28 protein-coding genes are annotated in these 23,265 nt (G+C 72.8%); 18 read left to right on the top strand and 10 right to left on the bottom strand.

Annotated features, from left to right (window positions below; genetic code table 11):
• Positions 1-49 precede the first annotated feature (49 nt).
• Together ACIPPM_RS25650 and ACIPPM_RS25645 are read left to right on the top strand one after the other, a co-directional pair.
• Positions 50-2,506 carry a helicase-associated domain-containing protein gene (locus ACIPPM_RS25650; protein ID WP_401451958.1) on the top strand — a complete coding sequence of 819 codons (2,457 nt, stop codon included), beginning with the start codon at positions 50-52 and terminating at the stop codon, positions 2,504-2,506.
• A 70-nt stretch (positions 2,507-2,576) separates the two neighbouring features.
• Positions 2,577-4,232, top strand: a complete 1,656-nt coding sequence (locus tag ACIPPM_RS25645; RefSeq protein WP_389005076.1) for a DNA repair helicase XPB — start codon at positions 2,577-2,579, stop codon at positions 4,230-4,232.
• Between the two features lie 16 nt (positions 4,233-4,248).
• Here the strand turns inward: ACIPPM_RS25645 and ACIPPM_RS25640 are convergent, their stop codons facing one another.
• Together ACIPPM_RS25640 and ACIPPM_RS25635 are read right to left on the bottom strand one after the other, a co-directional pair.
• Positions 4,249-4,455 (bottom strand): hypothetical protein, encoded by a 207-nt coding sequence (locus ACIPPM_RS25640; RefSeq protein WP_401451954.1) that lies wholly within the window; start codon positions 4,453-4,455, stop codon positions 4,249-4,251.
• A gap of 140 nt (positions 4,456-4,595) precedes the next feature.
• Entirely contained in the window at positions 4,596-5,864 is a 1,269-nt protein-coding gene (locus tag ACIPPM_RS25635) for a hypothetical protein (protein WP_401451951.1), read from the bottom strand.
• Between the two features lie 264 nt (positions 5,865-6,128).
• Between ACIPPM_RS25635 and ACIPPM_RS25630 the strand changes: the two genes are divergently transcribed.
• A complete protein-coding gene (locus ACIPPM_RS25630) occupies positions 6,129-8,192 on the top strand; it encodes a HelD family protein (RefSeq protein ID WP_401451949.1) in 2,064 nt (687 codons plus the stop codon).
• Positions 8,193-8,249: 57 nt separating this feature from the next.
• Here ACIPPM_RS25630 and ACIPPM_RS25625 read toward each other — a convergent pair whose 3' ends face one another.
• Together ACIPPM_RS25625 and ACIPPM_RS25620 are read right to left on the bottom strand one after the other, a co-directional pair.
• Complete coding sequence (locus ACIPPM_RS25625) at positions 8,250-8,897, bottom strand: DUF5701 family protein (protein ID WP_401451947.1); 648 nt, start codon at positions 8,895-8,897, stop codon at positions 8,250-8,252.
• 69 nt (positions 8,898-8,966) lie between these two features.
• Positions 8,967-9,659: a copper homeostasis protein CutC gene (locus ACIPPM_RS25620; protein ID WP_401451945.1), complete on the bottom strand. Its 693-nt coding sequence runs from the start codon at positions 9,657-9,659 to the stop codon at positions 8,967-8,969.
• An 82-nt stretch (positions 9,660-9,741) separates the two neighbouring features.
• On the opposite strand from ACIPPM_RS25620, the gene ACIPPM_RS25615 reads away from it, so the two are divergent.
• From ACIPPM_RS25615 to ACIPPM_RS25605, 3 genes are read left to right on the top strand one after another with little or no spacing between them, the layout of a single operon-like run.
• Positions 9,742-10,395, top strand: a complete 654-nt coding sequence (locus tag ACIPPM_RS25615; RefSeq protein ID WP_401451942.1) for a hypothetical protein — start codon at positions 9,742-9,744, stop codon at positions 10,393-10,395.
• Between the two features lie 28 nt (positions 10,396-10,423).
• Positions 10,424-11,527: a GNAT family N-acetyltransferase gene (locus tag ACIPPM_RS25610; protein ID WP_401451940.1), complete on the top strand. Its 1,104-nt coding sequence runs from the start codon at positions 10,424-10,426 to the stop codon at positions 11,525-11,527.
• A gap of 49 nt (positions 11,528-11,576) precedes the next feature.
• Positions 11,577-11,879, top strand: a complete 303-nt coding sequence (locus ACIPPM_RS25605; RefSeq protein WP_401451938.1) for a hypothetical protein — start codon at positions 11,577-11,579, stop codon at positions 11,877-11,879.
• On the opposite strand, the gene ACIPPM_RS25600 is transcribed toward ACIPPM_RS25605, so the two are convergent.
• Both ACIPPM_RS25600 and ACIPPM_RS25595 read right to left on the bottom strand, forming a co-directional pair.
• Entirely contained in the window at positions 11,876-12,136 is a 261-nt protein-coding gene (locus tag ACIPPM_RS25600) for a DUF4031 domain-containing protein (protein ID WP_401451936.1), read from the bottom strand. The two genes, ACIPPM_RS25605 and ACIPPM_RS25600, sit on opposite strands and share 4 nt — an antisense overlap.
• A 13-nt stretch (positions 12,137-12,149) precedes the next feature.
• Positions 12,150-12,545 carry a hypothetical protein gene (locus ACIPPM_RS25595; RefSeq protein WP_393594877.1) on the bottom strand — a complete coding sequence of 132 codons (396 nt, stop codon included), beginning with the start codon at positions 12,543-12,545 and terminating at the stop codon, positions 12,150-12,152.
• A 55-nt stretch (positions 12,546-12,600) separates the two neighbouring features.
• On the opposite strand from ACIPPM_RS25595, the gene ACIPPM_RS25590 reads away from it, so the two are divergent.
• From ACIPPM_RS25590 to ACIPPM_RS25575, 4 genes are all read left to right on the top strand, one after another.
• On the top strand, positions 12,601-13,506 hold the full coding sequence (locus tag ACIPPM_RS25590; RefSeq protein WP_401451933.1) for a MurR/RpiR family transcriptional regulator: 906 nt from the start codon (positions 12,601-12,603) through the stop codon (positions 13,504-13,506).
• 39 nt (positions 13,507-13,545) lie between these two features.
• Positions 13,546-14,472, top strand: coding sequence for an N-acetylmuramic acid 6-phosphate etherase (gene murQ, locus ACIPPM_RS25585; protein ID WP_401451931.1), 927 nt, complete (start codon positions 13,546-13,548; stop codon positions 14,470-14,472).
• An 86-nt stretch (positions 14,473-14,558) separates the two neighbouring features.
• Positions 14,559-16,046, top strand: a complete 1,488-nt coding sequence (locus ACIPPM_RS25580) for a PTS transporter subunit EIIC (RefSeq protein ID WP_401451928.1) — start codon at positions 14,559-14,561, stop codon at positions 16,044-16,046.
• A 30-nt stretch (positions 16,047-16,076) separates the two neighbouring features.
• Positions 16,077-16,295 carry a hypothetical protein gene (locus ACIPPM_RS25575; RefSeq protein ID WP_401451925.1) on the top strand — a complete coding sequence of 73 codons (219 nt, stop codon included), beginning with the start codon at positions 16,077-16,079 and terminating at the stop codon, positions 16,293-16,295.
• Here the strand turns inward: ACIPPM_RS25575 and ACIPPM_RS25570 are convergent.
• Positions 16,292-16,678: a VOC family protein gene (locus ACIPPM_RS25570; protein WP_401451922.1), complete on the bottom strand. Its 387-nt coding sequence runs from the start codon at positions 16,676-16,678 to the stop codon at positions 16,292-16,294. The genes ACIPPM_RS25575 and ACIPPM_RS25570 overlap by 4 nt on opposite strands.
• Before the next feature lie 102 nt (positions 16,679-16,780).
• On the opposite strand from ACIPPM_RS25570, the gene ACIPPM_RS25565 reads away from it, so the two are divergent.
• Both ACIPPM_RS25565 and ACIPPM_RS25560 read left to right on the top strand, forming a co-directional pair.
• Positions 16,781-17,350 (top strand): hypothetical protein, encoded by a 570-nt coding sequence (locus tag ACIPPM_RS25565; protein ID WP_401451919.1) that lies wholly within the window; start codon positions 16,781-16,783, stop codon positions 17,348-17,350.
• Positions 17,351-17,364: 14 nt separating this feature from the next.
• Positions 17,365-17,802, top strand: coding sequence for a VOC family protein (locus ACIPPM_RS25560; RefSeq protein ID WP_401451916.1), 438 nt, complete (start codon positions 17,365-17,367; stop codon positions 17,800-17,802).
• 64 nt (positions 17,803-17,866) lie between these two features.
• Here the strand turns inward: ACIPPM_RS25560 and ACIPPM_RS25555 are convergent, their stop codons facing one another.
• From ACIPPM_RS25555 to ACIPPM_RS25545, 3 genes are all read right to left on the bottom strand, one after another.
• On the bottom strand, positions 17,867-18,994 hold the full coding sequence (locus tag ACIPPM_RS25555) for an NADH:flavin oxidoreductase (protein ID WP_401451913.1): 1,128 nt from the start codon (positions 18,992-18,994) through the stop codon (positions 17,867-17,869).
• Positions 18,995-19,144: 150 nt separating this feature from the next.
• The gene (locus ACIPPM_RS25550; RefSeq protein WP_401451910.1) at positions 19,145-19,378 is read right to left on the bottom strand and encodes a hypothetical protein; all 234 of its coding nucleotides are present in this window, start codon (positions 19,376-19,378) and stop codon (positions 19,145-19,147) included.
• A complete protein-coding gene (locus tag ACIPPM_RS25545) occupies positions 19,375-19,569 on the bottom strand; it encodes a hypothetical protein (RefSeq protein ID WP_401451907.1) in 195 nt (64 codons plus the stop codon). The genes ACIPPM_RS25550 and ACIPPM_RS25545 overlap by 4 nt, the downstream gene beginning before the upstream one ends.
• 113 nt (positions 19,570-19,682) lie before the next feature.
• On the opposite strand from ACIPPM_RS25545, the gene ACIPPM_RS25540 reads away from it, so the two are divergent.
• From ACIPPM_RS25540 to ACIPPM_RS25515, 6 genes are all read left to right on the top strand, one after another.
• A complete protein-coding gene (locus ACIPPM_RS25540) occupies positions 19,683-20,522 on the top strand; it encodes a helix-turn-helix domain-containing protein (RefSeq protein ID WP_401451904.1) in 840 nt (279 codons plus the stop codon).
• Positions 20,506-20,706 carry a DUF397 domain-containing protein gene (locus tag ACIPPM_RS25535; protein ID WP_401451901.1) on the top strand — a complete coding sequence of 67 codons (201 nt, stop codon included), beginning with the start codon at positions 20,506-20,508 and terminating at the stop codon, positions 20,704-20,706. The genes ACIPPM_RS25540 and ACIPPM_RS25535 overlap by 17 nt, the downstream gene beginning before the upstream one ends.
• A 35-nt stretch (positions 20,707-20,741) precedes the next feature.
• Entirely contained in the window at positions 20,742-21,494 is a 753-nt protein-coding gene (locus ACIPPM_RS25530) for an XRE family transcriptional regulator (RefSeq protein ID WP_401451898.1), read from the top strand.
• A gap of 16 nt (positions 21,495-21,510) precedes the next feature.
• Positions 21,511-22,701, top strand: a complete 1,191-nt coding sequence (locus ACIPPM_RS25525; RefSeq protein WP_401451895.1) for a M20 family metallopeptidase — start codon at positions 21,511-21,513, stop codon at positions 22,699-22,701.
• Positions 22,702-22,844: 143 nt separating this feature from the next.
• Positions 22,845-22,985, top strand: a complete 141-nt coding sequence (locus ACIPPM_RS25520) for a hypothetical protein (protein WP_401451893.1) — start codon at positions 22,845-22,847, stop codon at positions 22,983-22,985.
• Between the two features lie 86 nt (positions 22,986-23,071).
• Positions 23,072-23,203, top strand: coding sequence for a hypothetical protein (locus ACIPPM_RS25515; RefSeq protein WP_401451890.1), 132 nt, complete (start codon positions 23,072-23,074; stop codon positions 23,201-23,203).
• Positions 23,204-23,265: the final 62 nt, after the last annotated feature.

The following is a 23,265-nucleotide window of genomic DNA, read 5'->3' as shown; positions in this document are numbered from 1 at the left end:
CCTCCAAGACCCTCGGCCGCCGCTTGTCCCAGCCGCTAACGTGGGTCAGATGAGCCCCGAGGCATCTTCAGTCCCCCGGTCCCTGGCGGAGGCACTCCGCGCGCGGGACGACGCCTCGCTGGCCGCGCTGCTGCGCGACCGACCCGACCTCATCGCACCCGTCCCCACCGATCTCACCCAGCTCGCCACCCGCGCGGGCACCCGGGCCTCGGTGCTGCGCGCGCTGGAGCACCTGGACCGCTTCACCCTGCAGACCGCGCAGGCCCTCGCCGTCGCCCCGGACCCGGCGACCTACGACACCCTGCACGAACTGCTGGCCGGGGACGACGGCGATCCGGCCGTCGACGAGGCGCTGCCCGGCGCCGTCGCCGCCCTGCGCAGGCAGGCCCTGATCTGGGGCGACGACGACCGGCTGCACCTGGTCCGCACCGCCCGCGAACTCCTCGCGCCCTCCGCCCAGCACCCCTCCCCCACCGGGCTCGGCCCGACCGTGCGGGAGGCGACGTCGGGCATGTCGCCGGGGCGGGTGCAGCAGATCGTCAACACGGCGGGGCTGCCCTCCACGCACGATCCGGTCTCCGCGGTCACCGCGCTCACCGGTCTGTTCGCCGACCGGAAGCGGATGGACGCGCTGCTCGACGGGGCGCCGGAAGCCGCCCGCGAGGTGCTGACCCGGCTGATGTGGGGGCCGCCGTACGGCCAGGTCACCGCCGATCCGGCCACCCATCTGCGCTGGCTGCTCGACCGCGGCCTGCTGCTGCCGACCGCGCCCGGCACGGTCGTGCTGCCGCGCGAGGTCGCGCTGCATCTGCGCGGCGGGCGCGCGCACCGGGTGCCCGAGCCGGTGCCGCCCGCGGTGGAACCGGCCGTGGCCCACGCGCCGCAGATCGTGGACGCGACGGGGGCCGGGCAGGCGTACACCGCGCTCGCCACCATCGAGGACCTGCTGAAGCACTGGGACCAGGGCGGCCCCGCCGTACTGCGGGCCGGTGGGCTCAGCGTGCGCGACCTGAAGCGGACCGCCGTCGCCCTCGACGCGCCCGAACCGCTCGCCGCGTTCTGGATCGAGCTGGCCTACGCCGCCGGGCTCCTCGCCTCGGACGGCGCGGCCGACGAACGCTACGCACCCACCCCCGCCTACGACACCTGGCTGGAGCGCCCCGTCGCCGAACGCTGGGGCCGCCTCGCCGCCGCCTGGCTCGCGGCGACCCGTACGGCCGGGCTGATCGGCGGCCGGGACATCAAGGACCGCGCGCTCTCCACCCTCGGTCCGGGCCTGGACCGCTCGGCGGCGCCCGAGGTACGGCACCGGGTCCTCACCCTGCTGGCCGGACTGCCCGCCGGGGTGGCACCGGCGCCGGAGGCGGTGCTGTCCCGGCTGACCTGGGAACGCCCGCTGCGCACCCCGCAACGCGACGGCACCGAGGATCTGCGCGTCCGGCTGGCCCGCTGGGCGCTCAGCGAGGCGGAACTCCTCGGCGTGACCGGCCGGGGCGCCCTGTCCAGCCACGGCCGGGCCCTGCTGGGCGCGGCCCCCGACCCCGAGGGCGCCTCCCCCGCCGCCGGAGCGTCCACCGCCACCGCCGTCGGTCTCCTCGCACCCCTCCTCCCCGAACCCCTGGACCACGTGCTGCTCCAGGCCGACCTGACCGCGGTGGCCCCCGGCCCCCTGCTGCGGCCGCTCGCCGAGACCCTCGGGGTGCTCGCGGACGTGGAGTCCAAGGGGGGCGCGACCGTGTACCGGTTCACCCCCGCCTCCGTACGCCGGGCGCTGGACGCCGGGCAGACCGCCGCCGATCTGCACGCCTTCCTCGCCCAGCACTCCCGCACCCCGGTGCCGCAGCCGCTCGCCTACCTCATCGACGACGTGGCCCGCAGGCACGGGCATCTGCGGGTGGGCGTCGCCTCGGCGTACGTCCGCTGCGACGACGACGCCGTGCTGAACGAGATCATCGCCGACAAGCGGGCCGGCGCGCTGCGGCTGCGCCGCCTGGCCCCGACCGTGCTCGCCGCGCCGTGCGACCCGGCGACCCTGCTGGAGGGTCTGCGCGCGCTGGGCTACGCGCCCGCCGCCGAGTCCGCCCAGGGCGATGTGCTGATCGTCCGCTCCGACACCCATCGCACCCCGCCGCGCACCGCGCCGGAGCCGGTACCGGAGGGCCCGCCGCCCGCCGACACCGTCCTGCTGACGGCCGCCGTCCGCGCCATCCGCGCCGGTGACCTCGCGGCCACCGCCCCGCTCAAGGCCCCCGGCCCGGCGCCCACCGGCGCGGACCTCCCGCGCACCAGCGCCGCCGACACCCTGGCCACCATGCAGGCGGCCGTGATGACCGGCGAGGCCGTGTGGATCGGCTACGTCAACGCCGACGGCGCCGCCAGCCAGCGCGTGGTGGCCCCGATCCGGGTCGAGGGCGGCTTCGTCACCGCCTACGACCACACCGCCGACGAGGTCCGCACCTACCCTCTGCACCGGATCACCGGAGTGGCCGAGCTGGCGGAGGACTAGCGGCGAGACCTGCCCTCCGGCCCCCGGATCAGGCACACTGGAGGTTTGGCCGCGCGGAAGGATGGCACAGGTGAACGGTCCGCTGATCGTCCAGTCAGACAAAACCCTGCTCCTCGAAGTCGACCACGAGCGGGCCGACGAGTGCCGTCGGGCCATCGCTCCCTTCGCCGAGCTGGAACGGGCCCCCGAGCACATCCACACCTACCGGCTCACCCCCCTCGGGCTGTGGAACGCGCGGGCCGCCGGGCACGACGCCGAGCAGGTCGTCGACGCGCTGGTGCAGTACAGCCGGTATCCGGTGCCGCACGCCCTGCTGGTCGACATCGCCGAGACCATGGACCGGTACGGCAGGCTCACCCTGAGCAAGCACCCGGCGCACGGGCTGGTGCTCACCACCACCGACCGGCCGGTGCTGGAGGAGATCCTGCGCTCCAAGCGGGTCGCCCCGCTTGTCGGCAACCGGATCGACCCGGACACGGTGGCCGTGCATCCCTCCGAGCGGGGGCAGATCAAGCAGACCCTGCTCAAGCTGGGCTGGCCCGCCGAGGACCTCGCCGGATATGTGGACGGTGAGGCGCACCCGATCGACCTGCGCGAGGACGGCTGGGCGCTGCGCCCCTACCAGAAGCAGGCCGTGGAGAACTTCTGGCACGGCGGCAGCGGTGTCGTGGTGCTGCCCTGCGGCGCGGGCAAGACGCTGGTCGGCGCCGGGGCGATGGCGCAGGCCGGGTCGACCACGCTGATCCTGGTCACCAACACCGTCTCCGCCCGGCAGTGGAAGCACGAGCTGGTGAAGCGGACGTCGCTGACCGAGGACGAGATCGGTGAGTACAGCGGCACCAAGAAGGAGATCCGGCCGGTCACCATCGCCACCTATCAGGTGCTGACCACCCGCCGGAAGGGTGTCTACCCGCACCTGGAGCTGTTCGACTCCCGTGACTGGGGTCTGATCGTCTACGACGAGGTCCATCTGCTGCCCGCTCCCGTCTTCAAGTTCACCGCCGATCTCCAGGCCCGCCGCCGTCTCGGTCTGACCGCGACCCTGGTCCGCGAGGACGGCCGCGAGTCCGACGTGTTCTCCCTGATCGGGCCCAAGCGGTTCGACGCGCCCTGGAAGGAGATCGAGGCGCAGGGCTACATCGCGCCCGCCGACTGCGTCGAGGTCCGCGTGAACCTCACCGACTCCGAGCGGCTCGCCTACGCCACCGCGGAGACCGAGGACAAGTACCGTTTCTGTGCCACCACCGCGACCAAGCGGAAGGTCACGGAGGCGATCGTGCGCCGGTTCGCCGGACAGCAGGTCCTCGTGATCGGGCAGTACATCGACCAGCTGGACGAGCTGGGCGAGCATCTGAACGCGCCGGTGATCAAGGGCGAGACCTCCAACGCCCAGCGGGAGAAGCTCTTCGACGCCTTCCGTGAGGGCGAGATCAGCGTGCTGGTCGTCTCCAAGGTCGCCAACTTCTCCATCGACCTGCCCGAGGCGACCGTCGCCATCCAGGTGTCCGGCACCTTCGGCTCCCGCCAGGAGGAGGCCCAGCGGCTCGGCCGGGTGCTGCGGCCCAAGTCGGACGGCCACCGGGCGCACTTCTACTCGGTCGTCGCCCGCGACACCATCGACCAGGACTTCGCGGCCCACCGCCAGCGCTTCCTGGCCGAGCAGGGCTACGCCTACCGGATCGTCGACGCCGACGAGATCCTGGCGGAGGGGACGAAGGAGAACTAGGCGGAGCGGGGCCCGGCTATGGGTCCCCGAGGGCGTCCCCGTATCTGCGGTGGACGCCCGCCTCCTCGCCGTACTCGCCGAGTATGACCACGCCGAAGGCGGCCTGCGCGTACACCTTGATCGCGCGCAGGGCCTCGCCGAGGACGTGGTGGTGTTCGCCGCCCGCCAGCGCGGTGGCGCCGGACGGACGGGCCGGGGCGGGGTGAAGGGTCGCTGCGCTCATGTCTCCATGGTGAGACTTCCGGCATAAGTCCGGAATACACCCACGGGTCGGTTCTCAAAGGGATTCCTCTGCACCCGTGGGTGGAGCCCGCCCCTACGCCCCGCCGCCGAAACCCCCTAGGGGTAGGCGCTCGAGGTCGCTCAGGACCCGTCCGCGTGGACGGCGTAGACGTACCGCTTCCCCGCGTACTCGCTGAGGTTCCAGATCACGGACTCGGCGAACGACCAGCCCGACGCGCCGCTGGAGTGGTAGCTGAGGTCCTCGCAGCCGATGGCCAGGTTGCACACCGTGCTCGCGGTGTTGGCGCCCGAGGTGAAGGTGCGCAGCGCGCCGGTGCCGGAGGGGCCGTTGCTGACCGAGAGGTAGTGCTTGCTGTTGCGGGAGACGACGCCCTGGATCTTCTTCTGGGCGACCGTGACCGCCTCGCTCGGCGTGCCCGAGGACAGCTTGCGGGTGGTGTAGTCGAGGTTCCAGCGCACGACCTTGGGCGTGGTGGTGGGCGCGCCCGTACCGGTCCACGAGGTGCCCGAGTAGTCGACGGCGCCGTCCTCGGAGTACTCGCTCACCACCAGGCTGTCCGGGGTGCTGGCGCGGTCGAGGCCGATCGCCGAGTAGCGCAGGTACTTGCCCGAGTTGTCGTAGGCGCCGCTCTGCGGGAGCACGTACGTGTAGCCGTAGCCGTAGTACGTGCCGTCGACCAGACCGCAGGAGTCCGCCTGGGTGGTGTCGACCTGGAAGAGGGTGTTCAGGTCGAAGACCCGGAGCCCCTTGTAGGTGTCGACGACGTACAGCAGGTCGCCGTACCAGAGGATGCCGCCCGCGTGCTTGCGTATGGGGTTGAAGGAGAACTCGCCGGTGGCGGTCTTGACCGGCTCGACCAGCAGGACGTGGCGGTAGGTGGGCGCGGACGCGGAGTTGTGGTTGACGAAGGTCAGCCGCAGGCCCTTGTCGAGGGCGTACTCGTCGACGCCGTCGCCGTCCGGGTCGGTCTCGAAGTACCAGGAGACCAGGACGGCCTTGTTGCTGCCGCCCTCGGGGTAGACACCGTTGCCGTAGGCGTCCGCGCTGGTGGTGACGCCCTGCGGAATCCAGTAGTCGACGGCCTGGTCGGCGCTGTCCCAGGTGAAACCGGCCTCGAAGGCCTGGGACGTGCCGGGGGCACTGGTCAGGCGGGGGGCCTTGCGGTTGGTGTCGGCGAGGACGGCGGTGGCGTCGACCGAGGACAGCTTGGTCGCCAGGCCCGCGTTCAGGTCGGCGAACTCCCCGTAGGAGTTGCCCGTACGGGTGGTGAGGGCGAACTGCGCCGGGTCGGTGGTGGCGGCGTGCGCGGTGGCGGGCGCGAGGACGGCACCGGCCGCTCCGACGAACGGTGCGGCGGCGATTCCCCGGAGGATGCTTCTGCGGGTCATGGACATGACGCCGAACGTATGTCCCGGATGATCGGCCGCACAAGCACGTCAGTTCGACCACGGAACGGCGATCACGGAACGGCGCGGGACGGGATGCGGGGACCCCCGGATATTCATTGGCCTCGCCCCGCCCGCCCCGCCTACAATCTCCGCTCTTGCCCGCCTCCCCCTCGGAGTGCCGCCGCCCGGCCGGTAACCGGACGGCACCCCCATGGCCGCATCCGGCCTGGTGACCACACAGCAGGTTCCATCGGAGGCACTCCTTTGTCCGCGACCGCACCCGACCCGCTCGACGACTCCCGCGCCCCCCTGACCCGCGAACGCACCCACCTGGCCGACTCACGGGCCGCCCTGCGCGCCATGCGGGAGGACGTGGAGGCGCTGGACATCAAGGACGTCACCGCCAACTGGGTCAACGCGGCCGTACTGACCCGCCAGATCGACGACCGGATCAAGGCGCTGGCCGACCTCAGCCACACCCCGCTGTTCTTCGGCCGCCTCGACTACCTGCACGCGCCGGGCAGCGAGCAGGCGGAGGGAGCTGAAGGCGAGCAGTTCTACATCGGGCGGCGGCACGTCCACGACGCGGACGGCGACCCCATGGTCATCGACTGGCGCGCCCCGGTCTCGCAGCCGTTCTACCGGGCATCCAAGAAGGACCCGATGGACATCGGGCTGCGCCGCCGCTTCGGGTACACCGGCGGCGAGCTGACCGCGTACGAGGACGAGCACCTGTCCGACCCCTCGGAGACGGCGGCCACCAGCAAGCTGCTCCAGCAGGAGATCGAGCGGCCGCGCGTCGGCCCCATGCGTGACATCGTCGCCACCATCCAGCCCGAGCAGGACGAGATCGTCCGCAGCGGGCTCGGCGGCACGGTGTGCGTGCAGGGCGGACCCGGTACGGGCAAGACGGCGGTCGGTCTGCACCGGGTCGCCTATCTGCTCTACGCCCACCGGGAACGGCTCGCCCGCACCGGCACCCTGGTCATCGGACCCAACCGGTCCTTCCTGCATTACATCGAGCAAGTGCTGCCCGCGCTGGGCGAGTTGAGCGTGCAGCAGGCCACCGTGGACGACCTGGTGGCCCAGGTGGAGGTGCGCGGCACGGACGAGGCACCGGCCGCCGTGCTCAAGGGCGACGCCCGGATGGCCGAGGTGCTGCGCCGGGCACTGTACGCGCAGGTGACGATGCCCACCGAGCCGATCATGGTGGTGCGCGGCTCACGACGCTGGCGGGTCCCGGCGTACGAACTGGAGGAGATCGTCCGCGAGTTGCTGGGCCGGGAGATCCGGTACGGTGCCGCGCGCGAGGCGTTGCCGCAGCGGATCGCGCATGCGGTGCTGGTGCAGATGGAGCGGGCCGGGGAGGCGCCGGACGACCGGGTGCAGGACGCGGTCGCGCGCAACAGCGCGGTCAAGGCGGCGGTGAAGGCCGTCTGGCCGCCCGCCGACCCGGCCAAGCTGGTGCTGCGGCTGCTGTCCGACGGGGAGTTCCTCGCCGAGCACGCCGCCGGAATCCTGGACGAGGACGAGCAGAAGACGGTGCTCTGGGCCAAGCCGGTGCGCAGCGTGAAGTCGGCCAAGTGGTCCTCCGCGGACGCCGTGTTGATCGACGAGGCGGCCGACCTGATCCAGCGCACCCACTCGCTCGGCCATGTCGTGCTGGACGAGGCGCAGGACCTGTCCCCCATGCAGTACCGCGCGGTCGGCCGCCGCTGCACCACCGGCAGCGCGACCGTCCTCGGCGACCTCGCACAGGGCACCACCCCCTGGGCCACCCGGAGTTGGGACGAGGCGCTGGCCCATCTCGGCAAGGGCGAGGGCGTGATCGAGGAGCTGACGGCCGGTTTCCGTGTCCCCACGGACGTGATCACGTACGCCTCCCGGCTGCTCCCCCACATCGCGCCCGGCCTCACCCCGGTCGCCTCCGTCCGGGAGAACCCCGGCTTCTTCGAGGTGCGCGCGGTGGACGGGGTGGCCGAAGTGGTGTCCGCCTGTGAGGAGTTGCTGCGCCACGAGGGTTCGACCGGTCTGATCGCCGCCGACGCCCGCGTGCCCGCGCTCGCCGAGGCCCTGACGGCGGCCGGGATCGGCTTCCTCGCACCCGGCGAGGAGACCACCGAGGAGACCCGCCTGACCCTGGTCCCGGCCTCGCTCGCCAAGGGCCTGGAGTACGACTACGTGGTCCTGGACGAGCCGCAGGCCGTGGTCGACGGCGAGCCCGACGAACGCACCGGCCTGCGGCGGCTGTACGTGACGCTGACCCGAGCGGTCTCGGGGCTGATCGTGGCGCACACCGGGCCCCTGCCGGAGCAGCTCGCGGGCTGAGCGGCAGGAGCGGCGGCTGGACCCGCCCCCAGGTGTCTCCCCGATCTTCGCGGGCCCCTAGGGGTTCAGCCCCGTCCGCCCCGTCCCCGAGGCGAACCCGAGCCAGGTGTGCCGGTTGCCCGCCCAGCACCAGCCCACCTTGGGGGCGTCGCGCCGCTCGCGGCCGTCCCGGCCGGTGCCGTTGCTGATCCAGAGGGCCGGGGTGCGGGCGTCCAGCGTGCCGTTGGGCTTGCGCAGCCGGGAGCCGATGGTCATGAAGCAGTGGTTGCGCTCCAGTACGTCCGGCCGCTGGAGCACCCAGTGGATGCCCTCGGTCAGCAGCAGCGGCGTGCGGGACGCGGCGGTGAGCGCCGGAAGTGCCTCGTCCGGGCTCCAGTTGGCCATGTCGTCACCCCGGTCGACCCCGCCGACCAGGTACAGCGGGGTGTCCGGCAGGTCGATGGCGTCGAACGGCGCGAAGAGGTCGACGTCGGTCATGTCGGTGACGACGAACCCGGCCTTGTCCCGGCGCCGGAGCAGCGGCGCGAGCCTGGACGCGGGGGCGAGGTCGGGACGGACGGCGAGGAGGGCGTCACTCTCGCCGGCCACGGAAGCCGCCGCCCGGACCTCGGCGGCGGACAGCCCCGCGATCTCGTGCACCCCCAGCTCGATCAGCCGCTCGGCCTGCGTGGTGAGGGGGGTGAAGGTCTGTGTGGTCTCGGACACGATGCTCCCAACGACAGCGGTGTGCACGGGCGCAGGCCCAACGAACCGGACCGCCGGAACATTCCCGGCCTACTCCCCGTCGAGCATCCCCCGCCACGCCCCGACCGCCTCCGCGCACACCGGCCCCGCCCATCCCTGCGGACGGGCCGCGCCGCCGATGTGGAAGGCGTCGATACCGGCGGACCGCAGCCCCGGCACATGCTCCAGCCGGAGGCCGCCGCCGACCATGATGCGGGGCTCGTACCCCGGCGTACCGGTGTGCGCGGCCTCGGCCGTCAGCGTGTCCAGGCCCTCGTCCACGCCCGTCGCCGCGCCCGCCGTGAGGAAGGTGTCCAGGCCGGGCAGCCCGCTGAGCCGCTTGCGCAGCGCGTCGCGGTCGGCGGCGCGGTCGATCGCGCGGTGGAAGGTCCACGGGCTGCCGTCCAGCGCGTCCACGACCCGCTCGACCGCCGCGAGGTCCACGTCCCCGGCCGGGTCGAGGAAGCCCAGCACGAACTGGTCGGCGCCCGCCGCCCGCAGCTCGGCGGCCGTGCCGGTCAGCCGGTCGAGGTCGCCCGCCGCGAACCCGTCCGACAGCCGCAGCATCACGCGCAGGTCGATCGGGACGGCGGCCCGGATCGCGGCCACCACGGCGGGGTCGGGGCTGAGCCCGTCCGCCGCCATGTCGGTGACCAGTTCCAGCCGGTCCGCGCCTCCCGCCTGGGCGGCGACCGCGTCCTCGACCCCGAGAGCGATCACCTCCAGGACCGCACGCTTGCTCATGGCACCCCAATTCCGACGGCGGCAACAGGTCTAGTCCAATTCCAGGGTACGCCCCGACCCCGATCACCGGAACAATGGACACATGGCCGACGCAAGAACCGCAGCAGACCTCGGGCTCCGCTTCGCCCGCGCCCTCGAAGCCGCCCGCGCGCCGGGCGGGGGCCCGGACCCGGCGCCGTACGCCGAGAACCTGATCGCCCGATGGGCGGAGCCGCAGCGGCGGTATCACACGCTCGCCCATCTCACGGCGGTCCTCGACCGGGTCGACGCGCTGGCCGAGTACGCCGACGACGCCGACCTCGTACGGCTGGCGGCCTGGTTCCACGACGCGGTGTACCTGCCGGACCGGTCGGAGAACGAGGAGCGCTCGGCGCGGCTGGCCGAGCGGGCGCTGGCCGAGGCCGGGGTGCCGGAGGCGAAGGTCGCGGAGGTGGCTCGGCTGGTCCGGCTCACCGTCGGCCACGACCCGACCGGGGACGACCGGAACGGGCAGGTGCTGTGCGACGCCGACCTGGCGATCCTCGCCTCGGCGCCGTCCGCGTACGCCGCCTACACGGCCGAGATCCGCGAGGAGTACCACTTCGTGCCCAACGACGCCTTCCACGAGGGACGTTCGGCCGTGCTGCGCCAACTCCTCGATCTGCCCGCGCTGTTCCACACCCCCTACGGGTCGGAGCACTGGGAGGCGACGGCCCGCTGGAACCTCGCGGGAGAGCTGGAAATGCTGTCGCCCTGAGTCAGGGCACACCCCTAGGGTTCCGAGCATGCGAGCGATGAGCGGGGACCAGGTGACCGAGGCCGTGCGCGGCTGCGTGACGACGCTGCGCGCGGCGGTGGACCGCGACTGGACGGCGGTCCGCGCCGGGGGCGTGGACTGGGACTGCCATGCCACCGCCGTGCATGTCGCCGAGTGCCTCCTCGCCTACGCGGGCAACCTCGCCGGACACGCGCGGGACGCGTACGTCCCCTTCGAGATGCGCCTGGAGGACGGCACCGGCAACGACGGTCTGCTGCACGTCCTGGAGACCACCGGCGCGCTGCTCGCCGCCGCCGTGAACACCGCCGCGCCCGGTGACCGCGCCTTCCACCCGTACCCGTTCCGCAGCGCCGACCGCGAGGGGTTCGCGGCGATGGGCGTGGCCGAGGTACTGCTGCACACCCATGACATAGCGCAGGGCCTCGGGCTGGACTACACGCCCGCCGAGAGCCTCGCCGAATCCGTGCTGACCTCGATCTTCCCGCACGTCCAGCCGGGCCCGGAAGCCTGGCCGACCCTGCTGTGGGCGACCGGCCGGGGCGAGCTGGCGGGCCGCCCGGCGGTGGACGACTGGCGCTGGCACAACAACCTCGTGATCCCCGCCGAACGCCTCACCCTGACCGGCCTGCGCCCGGCCGCCGCCCGCGACCTCCGCCTGGGCGGCGACGGCGGCTTCGACTGGCTGGGCGGCGCCCCCTACGAGGGCACCCGCGAGGCGGCCGGTTTCCTGGTCAAGGGCTACGAGGCGGGCGTCCACCGCCCCGACTTCAGCGTCTTCATCCTGGTCCGCCCGGAGGACGGCCTCGCGGTCGGCGGCATCGGCTTCCACGGCACCCCGGACGCCGAGGGCCGCGTGGAGATCGGCTACGACCTCGTCCCCGAGGCCCGCGGCCGGGGCTACGCCGCGGAGGCCGTTCGCGCCCTCACGGAATGGGCCCTCGCCCGCGACGACGTCCACACGGTCATCGCCACCGTCGAAGCCGAGAACACCCCCTCCCAGCGCGTCCTGGCCCGCGTCGGCTTCCAGCGCGCCGGAACGGAACAGGAAGAGGCGGCCCGCGAGGAACACGGCACGGCGAGCGGGCTGCGGCTGTACGTGTACGCGGGCTGACCGCGAAATCACGCCCGGCCCGCCGACACCCCCCGCTCACGGGAGCCTCATGCTGCTGATCCTGGTCGTGTTCGCCCCGCTCATCATGCCGCTGTGGCTGGTCGCGTCCGGCGTGTTCTCCTTCTACGTCGGCCGCACCTCGGGTTCGGCACGCCTGGGCTGGCTCTTCTTCCTGATCCTGAGCCCGCTCCCGCTCACGGTGCTGTTCGCCCTCCTGGGCGCGGTCTTCCCCGCGATATTGGCGGGAATCGTGGCCGGTGGCATCGTCTTCCTGCTGATCCTGGACTGGTACGGCGCCGACCCGGACCTCACCGACGAAGGCCCACCGGGCCATCCCGCCCACACCCCCTAGGTCCCCTTGCGCCGCCGCAGCCCCGCCGCGTGCAGCAGCCGGACCACCTCGCGGCTGCGCACCTCCACCGCGCCCGCGGCCACCGCGTCGGCGTAGCGGTGGGACGGGATGTCGTAGTGGTCGCGTTCGAAGGCGCGCGGGGGGACGCCGAGGGCGGCCGCGAACAGGTGCAGCTCGTCGTACGAGACGTCGCTGACCAGGTGGGACCACAGGCGGCCGTGGCCGGGCCAGGTGGGCGGGTCGATGTAGACGGTCACGCGGGGCGGGCCGTCACTTGGGGGTGTTCCCGTCCAGGGCGGTGGCGAGGGAGCCGACGGGGGCGACGTCGACGCCCGCCTCGTGGCAGACCCAGTGCGGGTCGGGGCCGAGTTCCGGTTCGACGTCCAGCGCGTGCGGGTCGCCCGTGGCGCAGGCCGGGCACAGCGGCCAGCGGCCCTGCCGGTCCAGCAGCGCGTCCTGCACGTCCTGCGCGACCAGCCCGGCGACGAAGTCCGCGCCCTCCGGCCACTGCTCCACCCACCAGCGGCGCTGTGCGAGCGACTCCTCGACCAGGGAGACCACGTCCGCCTCGGCCACCTCGCTCGCCATCAGGTCGGCGAGCACCAGCGCGCGGGCCGCATGCAACGCCTGTTCGAGCGGGCTGACGGGATCTGTGGCGTCGTCCATGCACCCATTGTGCGCACTCTTGCCCCGCCTGCCGAACCGGAAATATCTTTCAGGGGTGACCCAGGACGTGAAGGAAACTTTCGGGAGTCCCGGCGGCTCGCTCGCCGCCAAGGTGCGCACCCTCACCCCGTCCATGACCCGGTCCATGCAGCGTGTCGCGGCGGCCGTGGCCGGTGATCCGGCGGGCTGCGCCGCCCTCACCGTCACCGGGCTCGCGGAGCTGACCGGCACCAGCGAGGCCACGGTCGTCCGCACCGCCCGCATCCTCGGTTACCCCGGCTACCGCGACCTCCGGCTCGCCCTCGCCGGACTCGCGGCCCGCCAGGAGTCCGGGAGCGCGCCCGCGATCACCACGGACATCGCGGTGGACGACCCGCTGACCGACGTGGTCGCCAAACTGGCCTACGAGGAGCAGCAGACCCTCGCCGACACCGCCGCCGGACTGGACACCGCCCAGCTCGGCGCGGCCGTCACCGCGCTGGCCGCCGCCCGCCGCACCGACGTGTACGGCATCGGGGCGTCCGGACTGGTCGCGCAGGACCTCACCCAGAAGCTGCTGCGGATCGGGCTGGTCGCGCACGCGCCGGGCGACCCGCACCTCGCGGTGACCAACGCGGTGCAGCTCCGCGCGGGCGACGTGGCCATCGCCATCACCCACTCGGGCTCGACCGGCGACGTCATAGAACCGCTGCGCACCGCCTTCGAACGCGGCGCCACCACCATCGCCATCACCGGCCGCCCCGACTCGCCCGTCACCCAGTACGCCGACCATGTGCTGACCACCGCCACCTCCCGCGAGAGCGAGCTGCGGCCCGCCGCGATGTCCTCCCGCACGAGTCAACTCCTCGTGGTGGACTGCCTGTTCGTGGGCGTGGCGCAGCGGACGTACGAGAAGGCGGCGCCCGCGCTGGCCGCGTCGTACGAGGCGCTGGCCCACCGGCACCGGAGCGCCCAGCGTTAGCTTTCTTCGTTCGCCGACGACCGGAAAGAGCCGCACCAGATGACCGACTCACTTCGCCTGCAGAGCGAGCTGGCCACCCTGACCACCGAGGCGTTCCGGCCGGAGCTGGCCGGGATCGACCAGTTGCCCACCCTGGACATCGCCCGGCTGATGAACGGCGAGGACACCGGCGTCCCCGCGGCCGTCGCCGCCCGGCTGCCCGAGATCGCCGCCGCCGTGGACGCCATCGCCGTCCGCATGGGCCGCGGCGGACGCCTGGTCTATGCCGGGGCCGGTACCGCCGGACGGCTCGGCGTGCTGGACGCCTCCGAGTGCCCGCCCACCTTCAACACCGCGCCCGGCCAGGTCGTCGGGCTGATCGCGGGCGGCCCTGGGGCGCTGGTGAACTCCGTGGAGGGCGCCGAGGACTCCCCCGAGCTGGCCCGCGCCGACCTGGACGCGCTGAAGCTGACCCCGGACGACTCGGTGGTCGGCGTCTCCGCCTCCGGGCGTACGCCGTACGCGGTCGGCGCCCTCGAGCACGCCCGCGCGGCCGGGGCGCTCACGGTGGGCCTGTCCTGCAACGCGGACAGCGCGCTCGCGGCCGCCGCCGAGCACGGCATCGAGGTGGTCGTCGGCCCCGAGCTGCTCACCGGCTCGACCCGGCTGAAGGCGGGCACGGCCCAGAAGCTGGTGCTGAACATGCTGTCGACGATCACGATGATCCGGCTCGGCAAGACGTACGGGAACCTGATGGTCGACGTGCGCGCCTCCAACGCCAAGCTGCGGGCCCGCTCCCGGCGGATCGTGGCGCAGGCGACGGGCGCGGAGGACGCGGAGATCGAGCGGGCGCTGACCGAGGCGGACGGCGAGGTGAAGACCGCGATCCTGGTCGTCCTGGCGGGTGTGGACGGGGGCACGGCGACGCGCCTGCTGGAGGAGTCCGACGGGCGGCTGCGGGCGGCGCTGGGGAAGGCGGGCGCGTAGCGGCGACGCGTACGGGCGCCCGCCTTACGGAGGAGTCCCGCGCGCCGCACCGGCTGCGATGGCCTCCCGGCGCGCAGGCTCGGAGGGTGCGCAACGACTCCGCCACCGCTTCCGACGTCCTCGCCCTGACGGGCGGCCCCGCCAACATCACCCAGGTCACCCACTGCCTCACCCGCCTGCGCCTCACCCTCGCCGACCCGGCCGCCGTGGACGAGGAGTCGCTGCGCGCGCTGCCGGGCGTGCTCGGCGTGATCGGGGCGGGGACACCGTCGCTCCAGGTCGTACTGGGGCCGGGGGTGGTCGACACGGTGACGGCGGAGGTGGAACGGCAGCTCGCGGCGGCGGCGCGCGCCGGGGGCGTACAGGCGGGAACGGGCGCCGTCGACGCGGGAGGGGGGTCCGACGCCACGGCTCCCGGGCCCGCGCCCGCGCCCGCGACGAGAGGCGGAGCCGTACTGCGCCGCGTGGCCAACGTCTTCGTGCCCCTCATCCCCGCCCTCATCGGCTGCGGCGTCATCGCGGGGATCAACGGCCTGCTGGTGAACGCCGGTTGGCTCCCCGGCCTCACCCCCGCCCTCGCGGCCATCGCGTCCGGGTTCATGGCGCTGATCGCGGTGTTCGTCGGCTACCGGACCGCGAAGGAGTTCGGCGGGACCCCGATCCTGGGCGGGGCGGTCGCCGCGGTCGTCGTCTATCCGGGCGTGGCGAAGGTGACCGCGTTCGGGGTGCACCTCTCCCCCGGCCAGGGCGGGGTCCTCGGCGCGCTCGCCGCCGCGCTGCTGGCGACCAGGGTGGAGAAGTGGTGCCGGGGCCGCCTGCCGGGCGCGCTGGACGTGCTGCTCACCCCGACCGTGACCGTCCTCGTCGCGGGCCTCGCCACGCTGTACGGCCTGATGTACGCGGCCGGAGCCGTCGCCACCGCCATCGGCACCGGCGCGAACTGGCTGCTCACCACCACCGGCGCCTTCGCGGGCCTGCTCCTCGGCGGACTGTTCCTCCCCCTCGTCATGCTCGGCCTGCACCAGGCCCTGATCCCCATCCACACCACCCTGATCGAGCAGCAGGGCTACACCGTGCTGCTCCCCCTGCTGGCCATGGCGGGCGCGGGCCAGGTCGGCGGCGCGCTCGCGGTGTACGTACGCCTGCGCCACGACACCACCCTGCGCACCACGATCCGCTCGGCCCTCCCGGCGGGCCTGCTGGGCGTGGGCGAGCCCCTGATCTACGGCGTCTCGCTCCCCCTCGGGCGCCCCTTCATCACGGCCTGTGTGGGCGGGTCGGCGGGCGGGGCGTTCGTCGGCTTCTTCGCCATGCTCGGCGAGAAGGTCGGCGCCACCGCCATCGGCCCGTCCGGCTGGGCCCTCTTCCCCCTCCTCACCGGCAACCAGGGCCCGGCCCCGGCGATCGCCATCTACGCGGGCGGCCTCCTGACGGCCTACGCGACCGGCTTCGCGGCGACCCTCGCCTTCGGCTTCCCACGAGGCACGACACCGCGCGGCAGGTCACCGCGCGGCACGGCACCGCGCGGCGAGACGCCGTCGCCCGCCGGACGGACTCCCGGGGACCCGGCGTGACGCCCGCCCCTCCCCGTCGTTGCCCCTGACATGAAGAAGCTGCTGTTCGCCACGCTCGCCGTCGCCGCGTCCTCCGCCGCGCTGGCCGCCCCCGCCCACGCCGCCACCGACGACCACTGGACGGCCGAGGACACCACCGCCTGCGCGGCGGACCTCACCGTGGTCCCGGTGGTCAAGGCGGTCTCCCCGCTCCCGCTGGCACAGCAGACCCCGGCCTGCGGCAAGGGCAGCCTGCTGCACCACGGTTAGGCGTACTGGGCGAGCTGGATCAGATTGCCGCAGGTGTCGTCCAGCACCGCGATGGTGACCGCGCCCGCCGCCACCGGCTCCTGGGTGAAGCGCACCCCGAGACCGCGCAGCCGGTCGTACTCGGCGTGTACGTCGTCCACGGCGAAGGAGGTGGCCGGGATGCCGTCGCCGTGGAGGGCGGAGGTGTACGGCTTGGCCGCGGGGTGGGCGTCCGGCTCCAGCAGCAGTTCGGTGCCGTCGGGCTGCTCGGGCGAGACCACGGTCAGCCACCGGTACGCGCCGAGCGGCACGTCGGCCTTCTTCACGAAGCCCAGCACCTCGGTGTAGAAGCGCAACGCCTTCTCCTGGTCGTCGACGAAGACGCTGGCCAGGTTGATCCTCACGGGATGCCCTCCACGGTTCCGGGGTCGTCGGACGTACAGCAACGGGTCCGGACCGATCCTCGCGCATCCGGTGTCCCCCCGCGCGGGTGAGAAGCTGGGAGCATGAATCACGCCCAGCTCACCGCGCTCGGCCGTGCTCTCCGGCTCGTCGGGGAGCACGGTGACGCGCTGACCGCCGACACCCCGGACTCCCGGCTGCACGAGGTCAAGGCCGATCTGCGGCGGGCGCTGGACCTGCTGGACGAGAGTGTCTCGGCCGGCGTCCCCACCACCCGCTGCGCCGAGCACCCGCAGGGCCCGGTGGACGAGAGCGCGCCGGACCTCTGCCTGCTGTGCGAGACCCGCCGCCGGGCCGCCCGCCGCGCGGAGTACGGCGGGCAGGGCCGGGGCCCGGAGGCGCCCGCGACCGCCCCCTCCCGCTACGGCGTCCGCGCCGACCGCCCGCAGCCCCAGCAGCGCTGGCTGCCGGAGGCGTGGAACGGCCGCGAGTGGCAACTGTGCGGCACCCCGCGCCGCGACCGCCACGAGGCGGAGGCGTACCTCGCCGCCGCGCGCCGGGGTTCGCGCCCCGCGATGGCGTACCGCCTGGTCCACGAGTTCACCGACTACGAGGTGCTCCGCGTCTGGGGCACCCCCACCCAGGTGGACATCGAGCCGATGGGCAACCTGTGACCGGAGGCAGCAGCATGGACCAGCAGCTCAGCATGGTCACCCTGGGCGTCGGGGACCTCGCGGCGAGCCGCCGTTTCTACAGCGAGGGGCTCGGCTGGACCCCGCTGCTCGACCTGGACGAGATCGTCTTCTACCAGGTCGGCAACGGGCTGGCCCTGGCCCTCTTCCCCCTCACCGACCTGGCCGCCGACACCGGCGCCCCGGCCACCCCCGGCACCCCCTTCACCCTGGCCCAGAACCTCGACTCCCCCGCCGAGGTCGACGCGGCGGTGGACCGGGCCCGCGAGGCCGGGGCGAAGATCCTCAAGGAACCCCGACGGGCGGCCTTCGGCGGCTACCACGCCTACTTCACCGACCCGGACGGCCACCGCTGGGAGGTCTGCCACAACCCCGGCTGGTCGGTGTCGGAGGACGGCACGGTACGGCTGACGGCGGTGGACCCGGAGAGCTGAGGCGCGAGGGCAACGCAAAGGCGCCGGACGGGAGTTCACCCACCCGGCGCCTCGCCGCACCTGCCTAGCTGAGCGACGTCAGCGCGGCGGCGTCGTACGCCGCCAGCTCGTCGAAGCGGCCCCCGAGCACCTTCGCGGCCCACTCCGGGTCCTGGAGGAGGGCGCGGCCGATGGCGACCATGTCGTACTCCTCGCGCTCCAGGCCGTCGAGGAGGTCCTCGATGCCCTTGACCGGGGAGCCCTCGCCCTGGAACGCGCCCATGAAGTCGCCGTCCAGACCGACCGAGCCGACGGTGATGACCGGCTTGCCGGTGATCTTCTTGGTCCACCCGGCCAGGTTGAGGTCGGAGCCCTCGAACTCGGGCTCCCAGTAGCGGCGGGTGGAGGCGTGGAAGACGTCGGCACCGGCGGCGGAGATCGGGGCGAGGATCGCCTCCAGCTCCTCCGGGGTCTCGGCCAGGCGCGCGGTGTAGTCCTGCTGCTTCCACTGCGAGTAGCGGAAGATGACCGGGAACTCGGCGGACACCCGCTCGCGCACGGCGGCGACGATCTCCGCCGCGAACTGGGCGCGGGCGACCGGGTCGCCACCGTAGGCGTCGGTACGGCGGTTCATGCCCGCCCACAGGAACTGGTCCAGCAGGTAGCCGTGCGCGCCGTGGATCTCGACACCGTCGAAGCCGATGCGCTCGGCGTCGGCGGCGGCCTGCGCGAAGGCGCCGATGACGTCGTCCACGTCGGACTGCGTCATCGCCTTGCCCTTGGGCTCGGCGCCCTCCTTGTGGATGCCGGACGGCCCCATGGCGGGAGCGTCCGCGAACGGCGGCTCACCCTCGCGGCGGACCATGCCGATGTGCCACAGCTGCGGCACGATCGTGCCGCCGGCCGCGTGCACGTCCTGCGCGACCTTCGCCCACCCCGCGAGCTGCTCCTCGCCGTGGAACCGCGGCACGCTGTCGCTCTGACCGGCCGAGTCGTGCCCGACGTACGTACCCTCGGTGACGATCAGGCCGACGCCGTTCGCGGCACGGCGCGAGTAGTACGACGCCACGTCCGCACCGGGGATGCCGCCCGGCGAGAACATCCGGGTCATCGGGGCCATCGCGATCCGGTTCGGAACCGTGAGGCCGTTCAGCGTGATCGGGCGGGACAGGAGCTGGGCCGCGCGGCTGGCGGCGGGCGTCGTAGCGGTCACGTGGGGGCTCCTCGGGTGAACGGTGTCTGTCGTATATACCGGCTGGTATGTGAGCACGCAATGGTGCACCTAGTGAAACAACTGGTATCCACGGCTCTTCATTCCGCCCCACCGGAACGGGCCCATGTGACCCCGGCCACTCCCGCCCTTTCAGCCCAGCTCGACCCGCCTTCGGGCGTCCCGGTTCAGCAGCCGCACGCGCTCCCGGAGCACGTCGGCGGGCGCGGCCTCCCCCAGGTGCTCCGGCGGTACGTCCCACTCCCGGCCGCCACCGACCGGCCGCAACTGGACCCGCCCGCCGACCCGGCCCATGACCTCCCCGAGCCGACCGTCCCGCACGTCGAGGGCGTACGAGCCGACGGCCGGGGCGTCGTCGCCACTCACTCCCCCCGCTCCGTCAGCGCGGCGGCGAGGCGGGAGGCCACATCGAGGTTGCAACTCCCGAGGTCCACCAGGGTGTTGCGTCCGCCGTACACCTCGGTCACCGGGTCGACCCGCAACGAGGGCAGCACGATGCCCGCGTCCCGTAGTGCGGTACGCAGCCGCTCGACCGCCTGGTCAGCAGAGTCCGTCATGCCGTTTCCCTCCACGCTGAGTGTTGCCGTTCTGCACACAGAGTGGCGGCGCCGCTCCTAACCTGGCCATACAGGCCGTGCCAACAACCTCACCTGTGGGACAGGGGGCAGCGATGCCAGGACCCAAGGACCTCGACCCGTCGTCGTCACCGCGAGCGATGATCGGAGCGGAGTTGCGCCATGCGCGGCAGCGGAAGGGGCTGAGGCAGACGGAGTTGGGCCAAATCCTCTTCGTGAGCGGCTCGTTCATCGGCCAACTGGAGGCCGGGGCCCGGAGGATGCAACTGGAGTACGCGCGGATGCTGGACGTGGAGCTGGATACGGGGGACTTCTTCACCCGCAACTGCACGGCGACGGCCAAGTCCAAGCACCCGGAGCACTTCGCCGAGGCAGCGGAAGCGGAGGCGCAGGCCACGGCGATCAAGCAGTACGCGCCCCTGTTGCTACCCGGGCTGCTCCAGACCCCCGCGTACGCACGAGCTGTTTTCCGGGCGTATCGGCCGACAGCACCCGAGAGCAGGCTCGACGATCTGGTGACAGCCCGGATAGACCGAGCTGTCCTCCTCGACGATCCAACAGACCTGTTGTTGTGGGTGGTGATCGACGAGGCAGCACTTCGCCGCGTGACGGGGAGCAGAGAGGTGATGGCGGAAGCGCTTCACCACGTCGCCGCCGTGGCCGGGCAGAACCGAGCCATCGTGCAGGTTCTGCCGTTCACCGCGGGCGCACACGCTTCGATGGAAGGCTCCGTCAAGTTGATGGACTTCGAGGACGCGCCCCCTCTTCTCTACTTCGAGGGTGTGGGAACTGGCCGACTTGAGGACGACCCAGCAACGGTGCGGCATCTCCGGCACACTCTCGATCTGCTGGCGGCCAGCGCCCTCTCACCAGCGAAGTCCCTTGTTCTGCTTGAGGACATGGCACAGGATTACGCGCATGTGGAACACCCCTGAGCCAGTCCCCACCACTTGGCGCAAGTCGACGTACAGCGGCGGCAGCGGCGGCGAATGCCTGGAAGTAGCCGACACCCACCCCACCCACATCCCCGTACGCGACTCCAAAGCGCCGCACGGCCCGAAGCTCGCCTTCCGGCCGACTGCGTGGGCCACGTTCGTGGAGAACCTCAAGGTCGGCTGACGTGTGATCCACGGCGAGCCGGAAGGGTGGTGCCCATGACGGCGCTGAAGCGGGCCCGGCTTGCCTTGAACATGACGTTGGAGGACGCTGCCGACGCCCTGAACGCGATAACCGGCGGGGCGACGGACGCGAGCCTGATGAGCGCGTGGGAGTCCGGTCGGAAGCGGACCGGGAAACGGAACCGGGCCGGGCTCTGCCGCCTGTACCGGGAGCGCCCGGAGGTGCTCTTCGCCCACCAGGACGGCGCCGCGGCAAGCGTGTTGGAGAGTTCCGGCACCGCTGTGGTCGTCAGGGTGCTCACCCGCTGGACAGACCTGATCGAGGCGATGATCGGTGTCGTCACGGACGCTCGAGAGCAGTTGGTCGTGACGGGCTCCCGGTCACGGGAGGCGGCGTACCTGGCCGCGATCGAAACGGCGGTGGCCGAGCGCGCCGACCTGGTGCACTACCGGGTGCTGTACGGAGCGCCCAGGCGTCCGGAGTTGGTCGACCATCTGTCCCGGCTGCTGGAGCTGCGCGATCCCGAGGCCCGCCGCAACGGCGTCAAGACCCTGCACATCGGGGTGGTCGAACGGCCGGAGGCCCCTGAGCGCTTCTTCGTCGCCTCGGAGGCCGCCGCTGTGGTTCCGATGCCGTCCTTCCACGGGGCGGAGGGATTCGACTGCGGCGTCCTGCTGAACCGCGAGGCGGCGGTGGGCTTGGTCCACCATGGGCGGGAGGCATGCGCCTCGGCGCGTCCGGTGGAAACGATGGAAGCGGTCCGCGCTTTCCGGGTGCGGCGCGAGTGACATGGTGGGGAGCAGCGTGGACAGGGATTCTCAGCCGCCGGCCGAGTCGCGTACCGCGTCCGTGGTCGAGCTGGCCCAGAAGCTGATCCGGCACCCGAGCCGGGCGGGGGTCGACGACTACGGGCCCGTTCTCGGCGTACTGGAAGACTGGCTCACCGCGCACCGCCTGCCGCACCGGCGCCTGCGGGACGGCGCGGGTGCGGTGGTGGGCCTGCTGGTGGAGGTCGCCGGAGGCCGACCGGGACCGTGGTGGACGCTGGACGCGTGCGTGGACACCGCCCCGTACGGCGACGAGTCCGCGTGGTCCTTCCCGCCCTACTCCGGCGACATCGTGGACGGCTGGCTGCTGGGCCGGGGCTCGGCCGACTCCAAGCTCGCCGCCGCGCTGTTCTGCCACATCGCGGCCGACCTCGCCCCTCACGCCGAGACGCTGCGTGGCGGGCTCGCCGTGCTGCTGGACGTGGACGAGCACACCGGCGGCTTCGGTGGTGCCCGCGCCTACCTGGCCGATCCACACACCACCCGGCCCGCCGGGGTGATGATCGGCTACCCCGGTATGGACGAGGTGGTGGTCGGCGGCCGGGGGCTGTGGCGCGCCACGATCTCCGTACACGCTCCGGCGGGACACTCCGGCTCCCGGAAGAGCGTGGTGGGGGCCATCTCCCGTGCCGCTCACCTCGTACGGCTGCTGGACGAGACTCAACTGCCCGACGCGGCAACGGACTCGGGATTTCCACTGCCGCCGAAGCTGTCGGTCACCGCCTTCCACAGCGGTCAGGGGTTTTCCGTCACCCCGGACCGGGCCGACCTCAACGTGGATGTCCGGACGACTCCCGGCTTCGGCGCCCAGGACGCCGAGACGCTCGTACGCGGAGCCGTCGCCCGACTGGACGCGGAACTCCCCGCTCCGGCGCCCACCGGGATCACCCCGGTCGCCTCCTGGCCCCCGTTCCGCCTGACGGAGAACGACCAGCCCGCCGCCGTCCTGCTGAACGCGGCCGCCGAGGCGGGGCTCACCGTACGCGCGAAGACCGCGGGCCCCTCGAACATCGGAAACCTGCTGGCCGGTGAGGGCATCCCCGCCACCGCAGGCTTCGGCGTCCCGTACCAGGGCCTGCACGGCACGGACGAACGCGCGCACCTCGCGGAACTCCCCACGGTGTACGCGATCTACCGTCGAGCCGCCCTGAACCTGCTCGACGGCTGACCTCCGTCCCAGGAGCGTCCCAGCTTTCTCCCAGATCCACTCCCAGCAAGTCCCCAACTCCGTCTCTGGGAACGGCCCCTCGATCGCGGTGACATGGAGGCAGCACCACGGCCGCAACCATCGGAACGAGGGAGAGCATGTCGATGACCGAGCAGATCGGAACACGGCGGGAAACTGACTCCGGCAGCTTCCCCATGCTGCGGTCGGAGGACACCGACACGGTGACTCTCGGCCGCGACCAGGAGGGCCACCGCGAGGGCGCGGTCGAGTGGTACCGGCTCTGATCGCCCTCCTTCCTCCGCACCGCACCGCTGCTCCACGGCTGGTGCCGTCCGGCATCGGCTGTCGTACGAGAAGGGACGGATCTCCCATGGACGACACCACCAGCGCCCCCGCCTGCACCGGCGAACTGCCGGTCCTGGCCTCGGCCGAGGCCGACGAGGTCACGCTCGGGCGCCAGTCGTTCAACGACTCCGACAAGGCGAACTACTTCGAGGGCTGACCTCGCCGCACCTAGATCCCCCGGGGTGGCGTGGCCTGGTGGCCGCGCCGCCCCGCACTCTG

It is taken from the genome of Streptomyces sp. NPDC090119 (genome assembly GCF_044747085.1).
In the GTDB taxonomy this organism is placed as follows: Bacteria; Actinomycetota; Actinomycetes; order Streptomycetales; family Streptomycetaceae; genus Streptomyces.
This window is presented reverse-complemented; position numbering and strand designations above follow the sequence as displayed.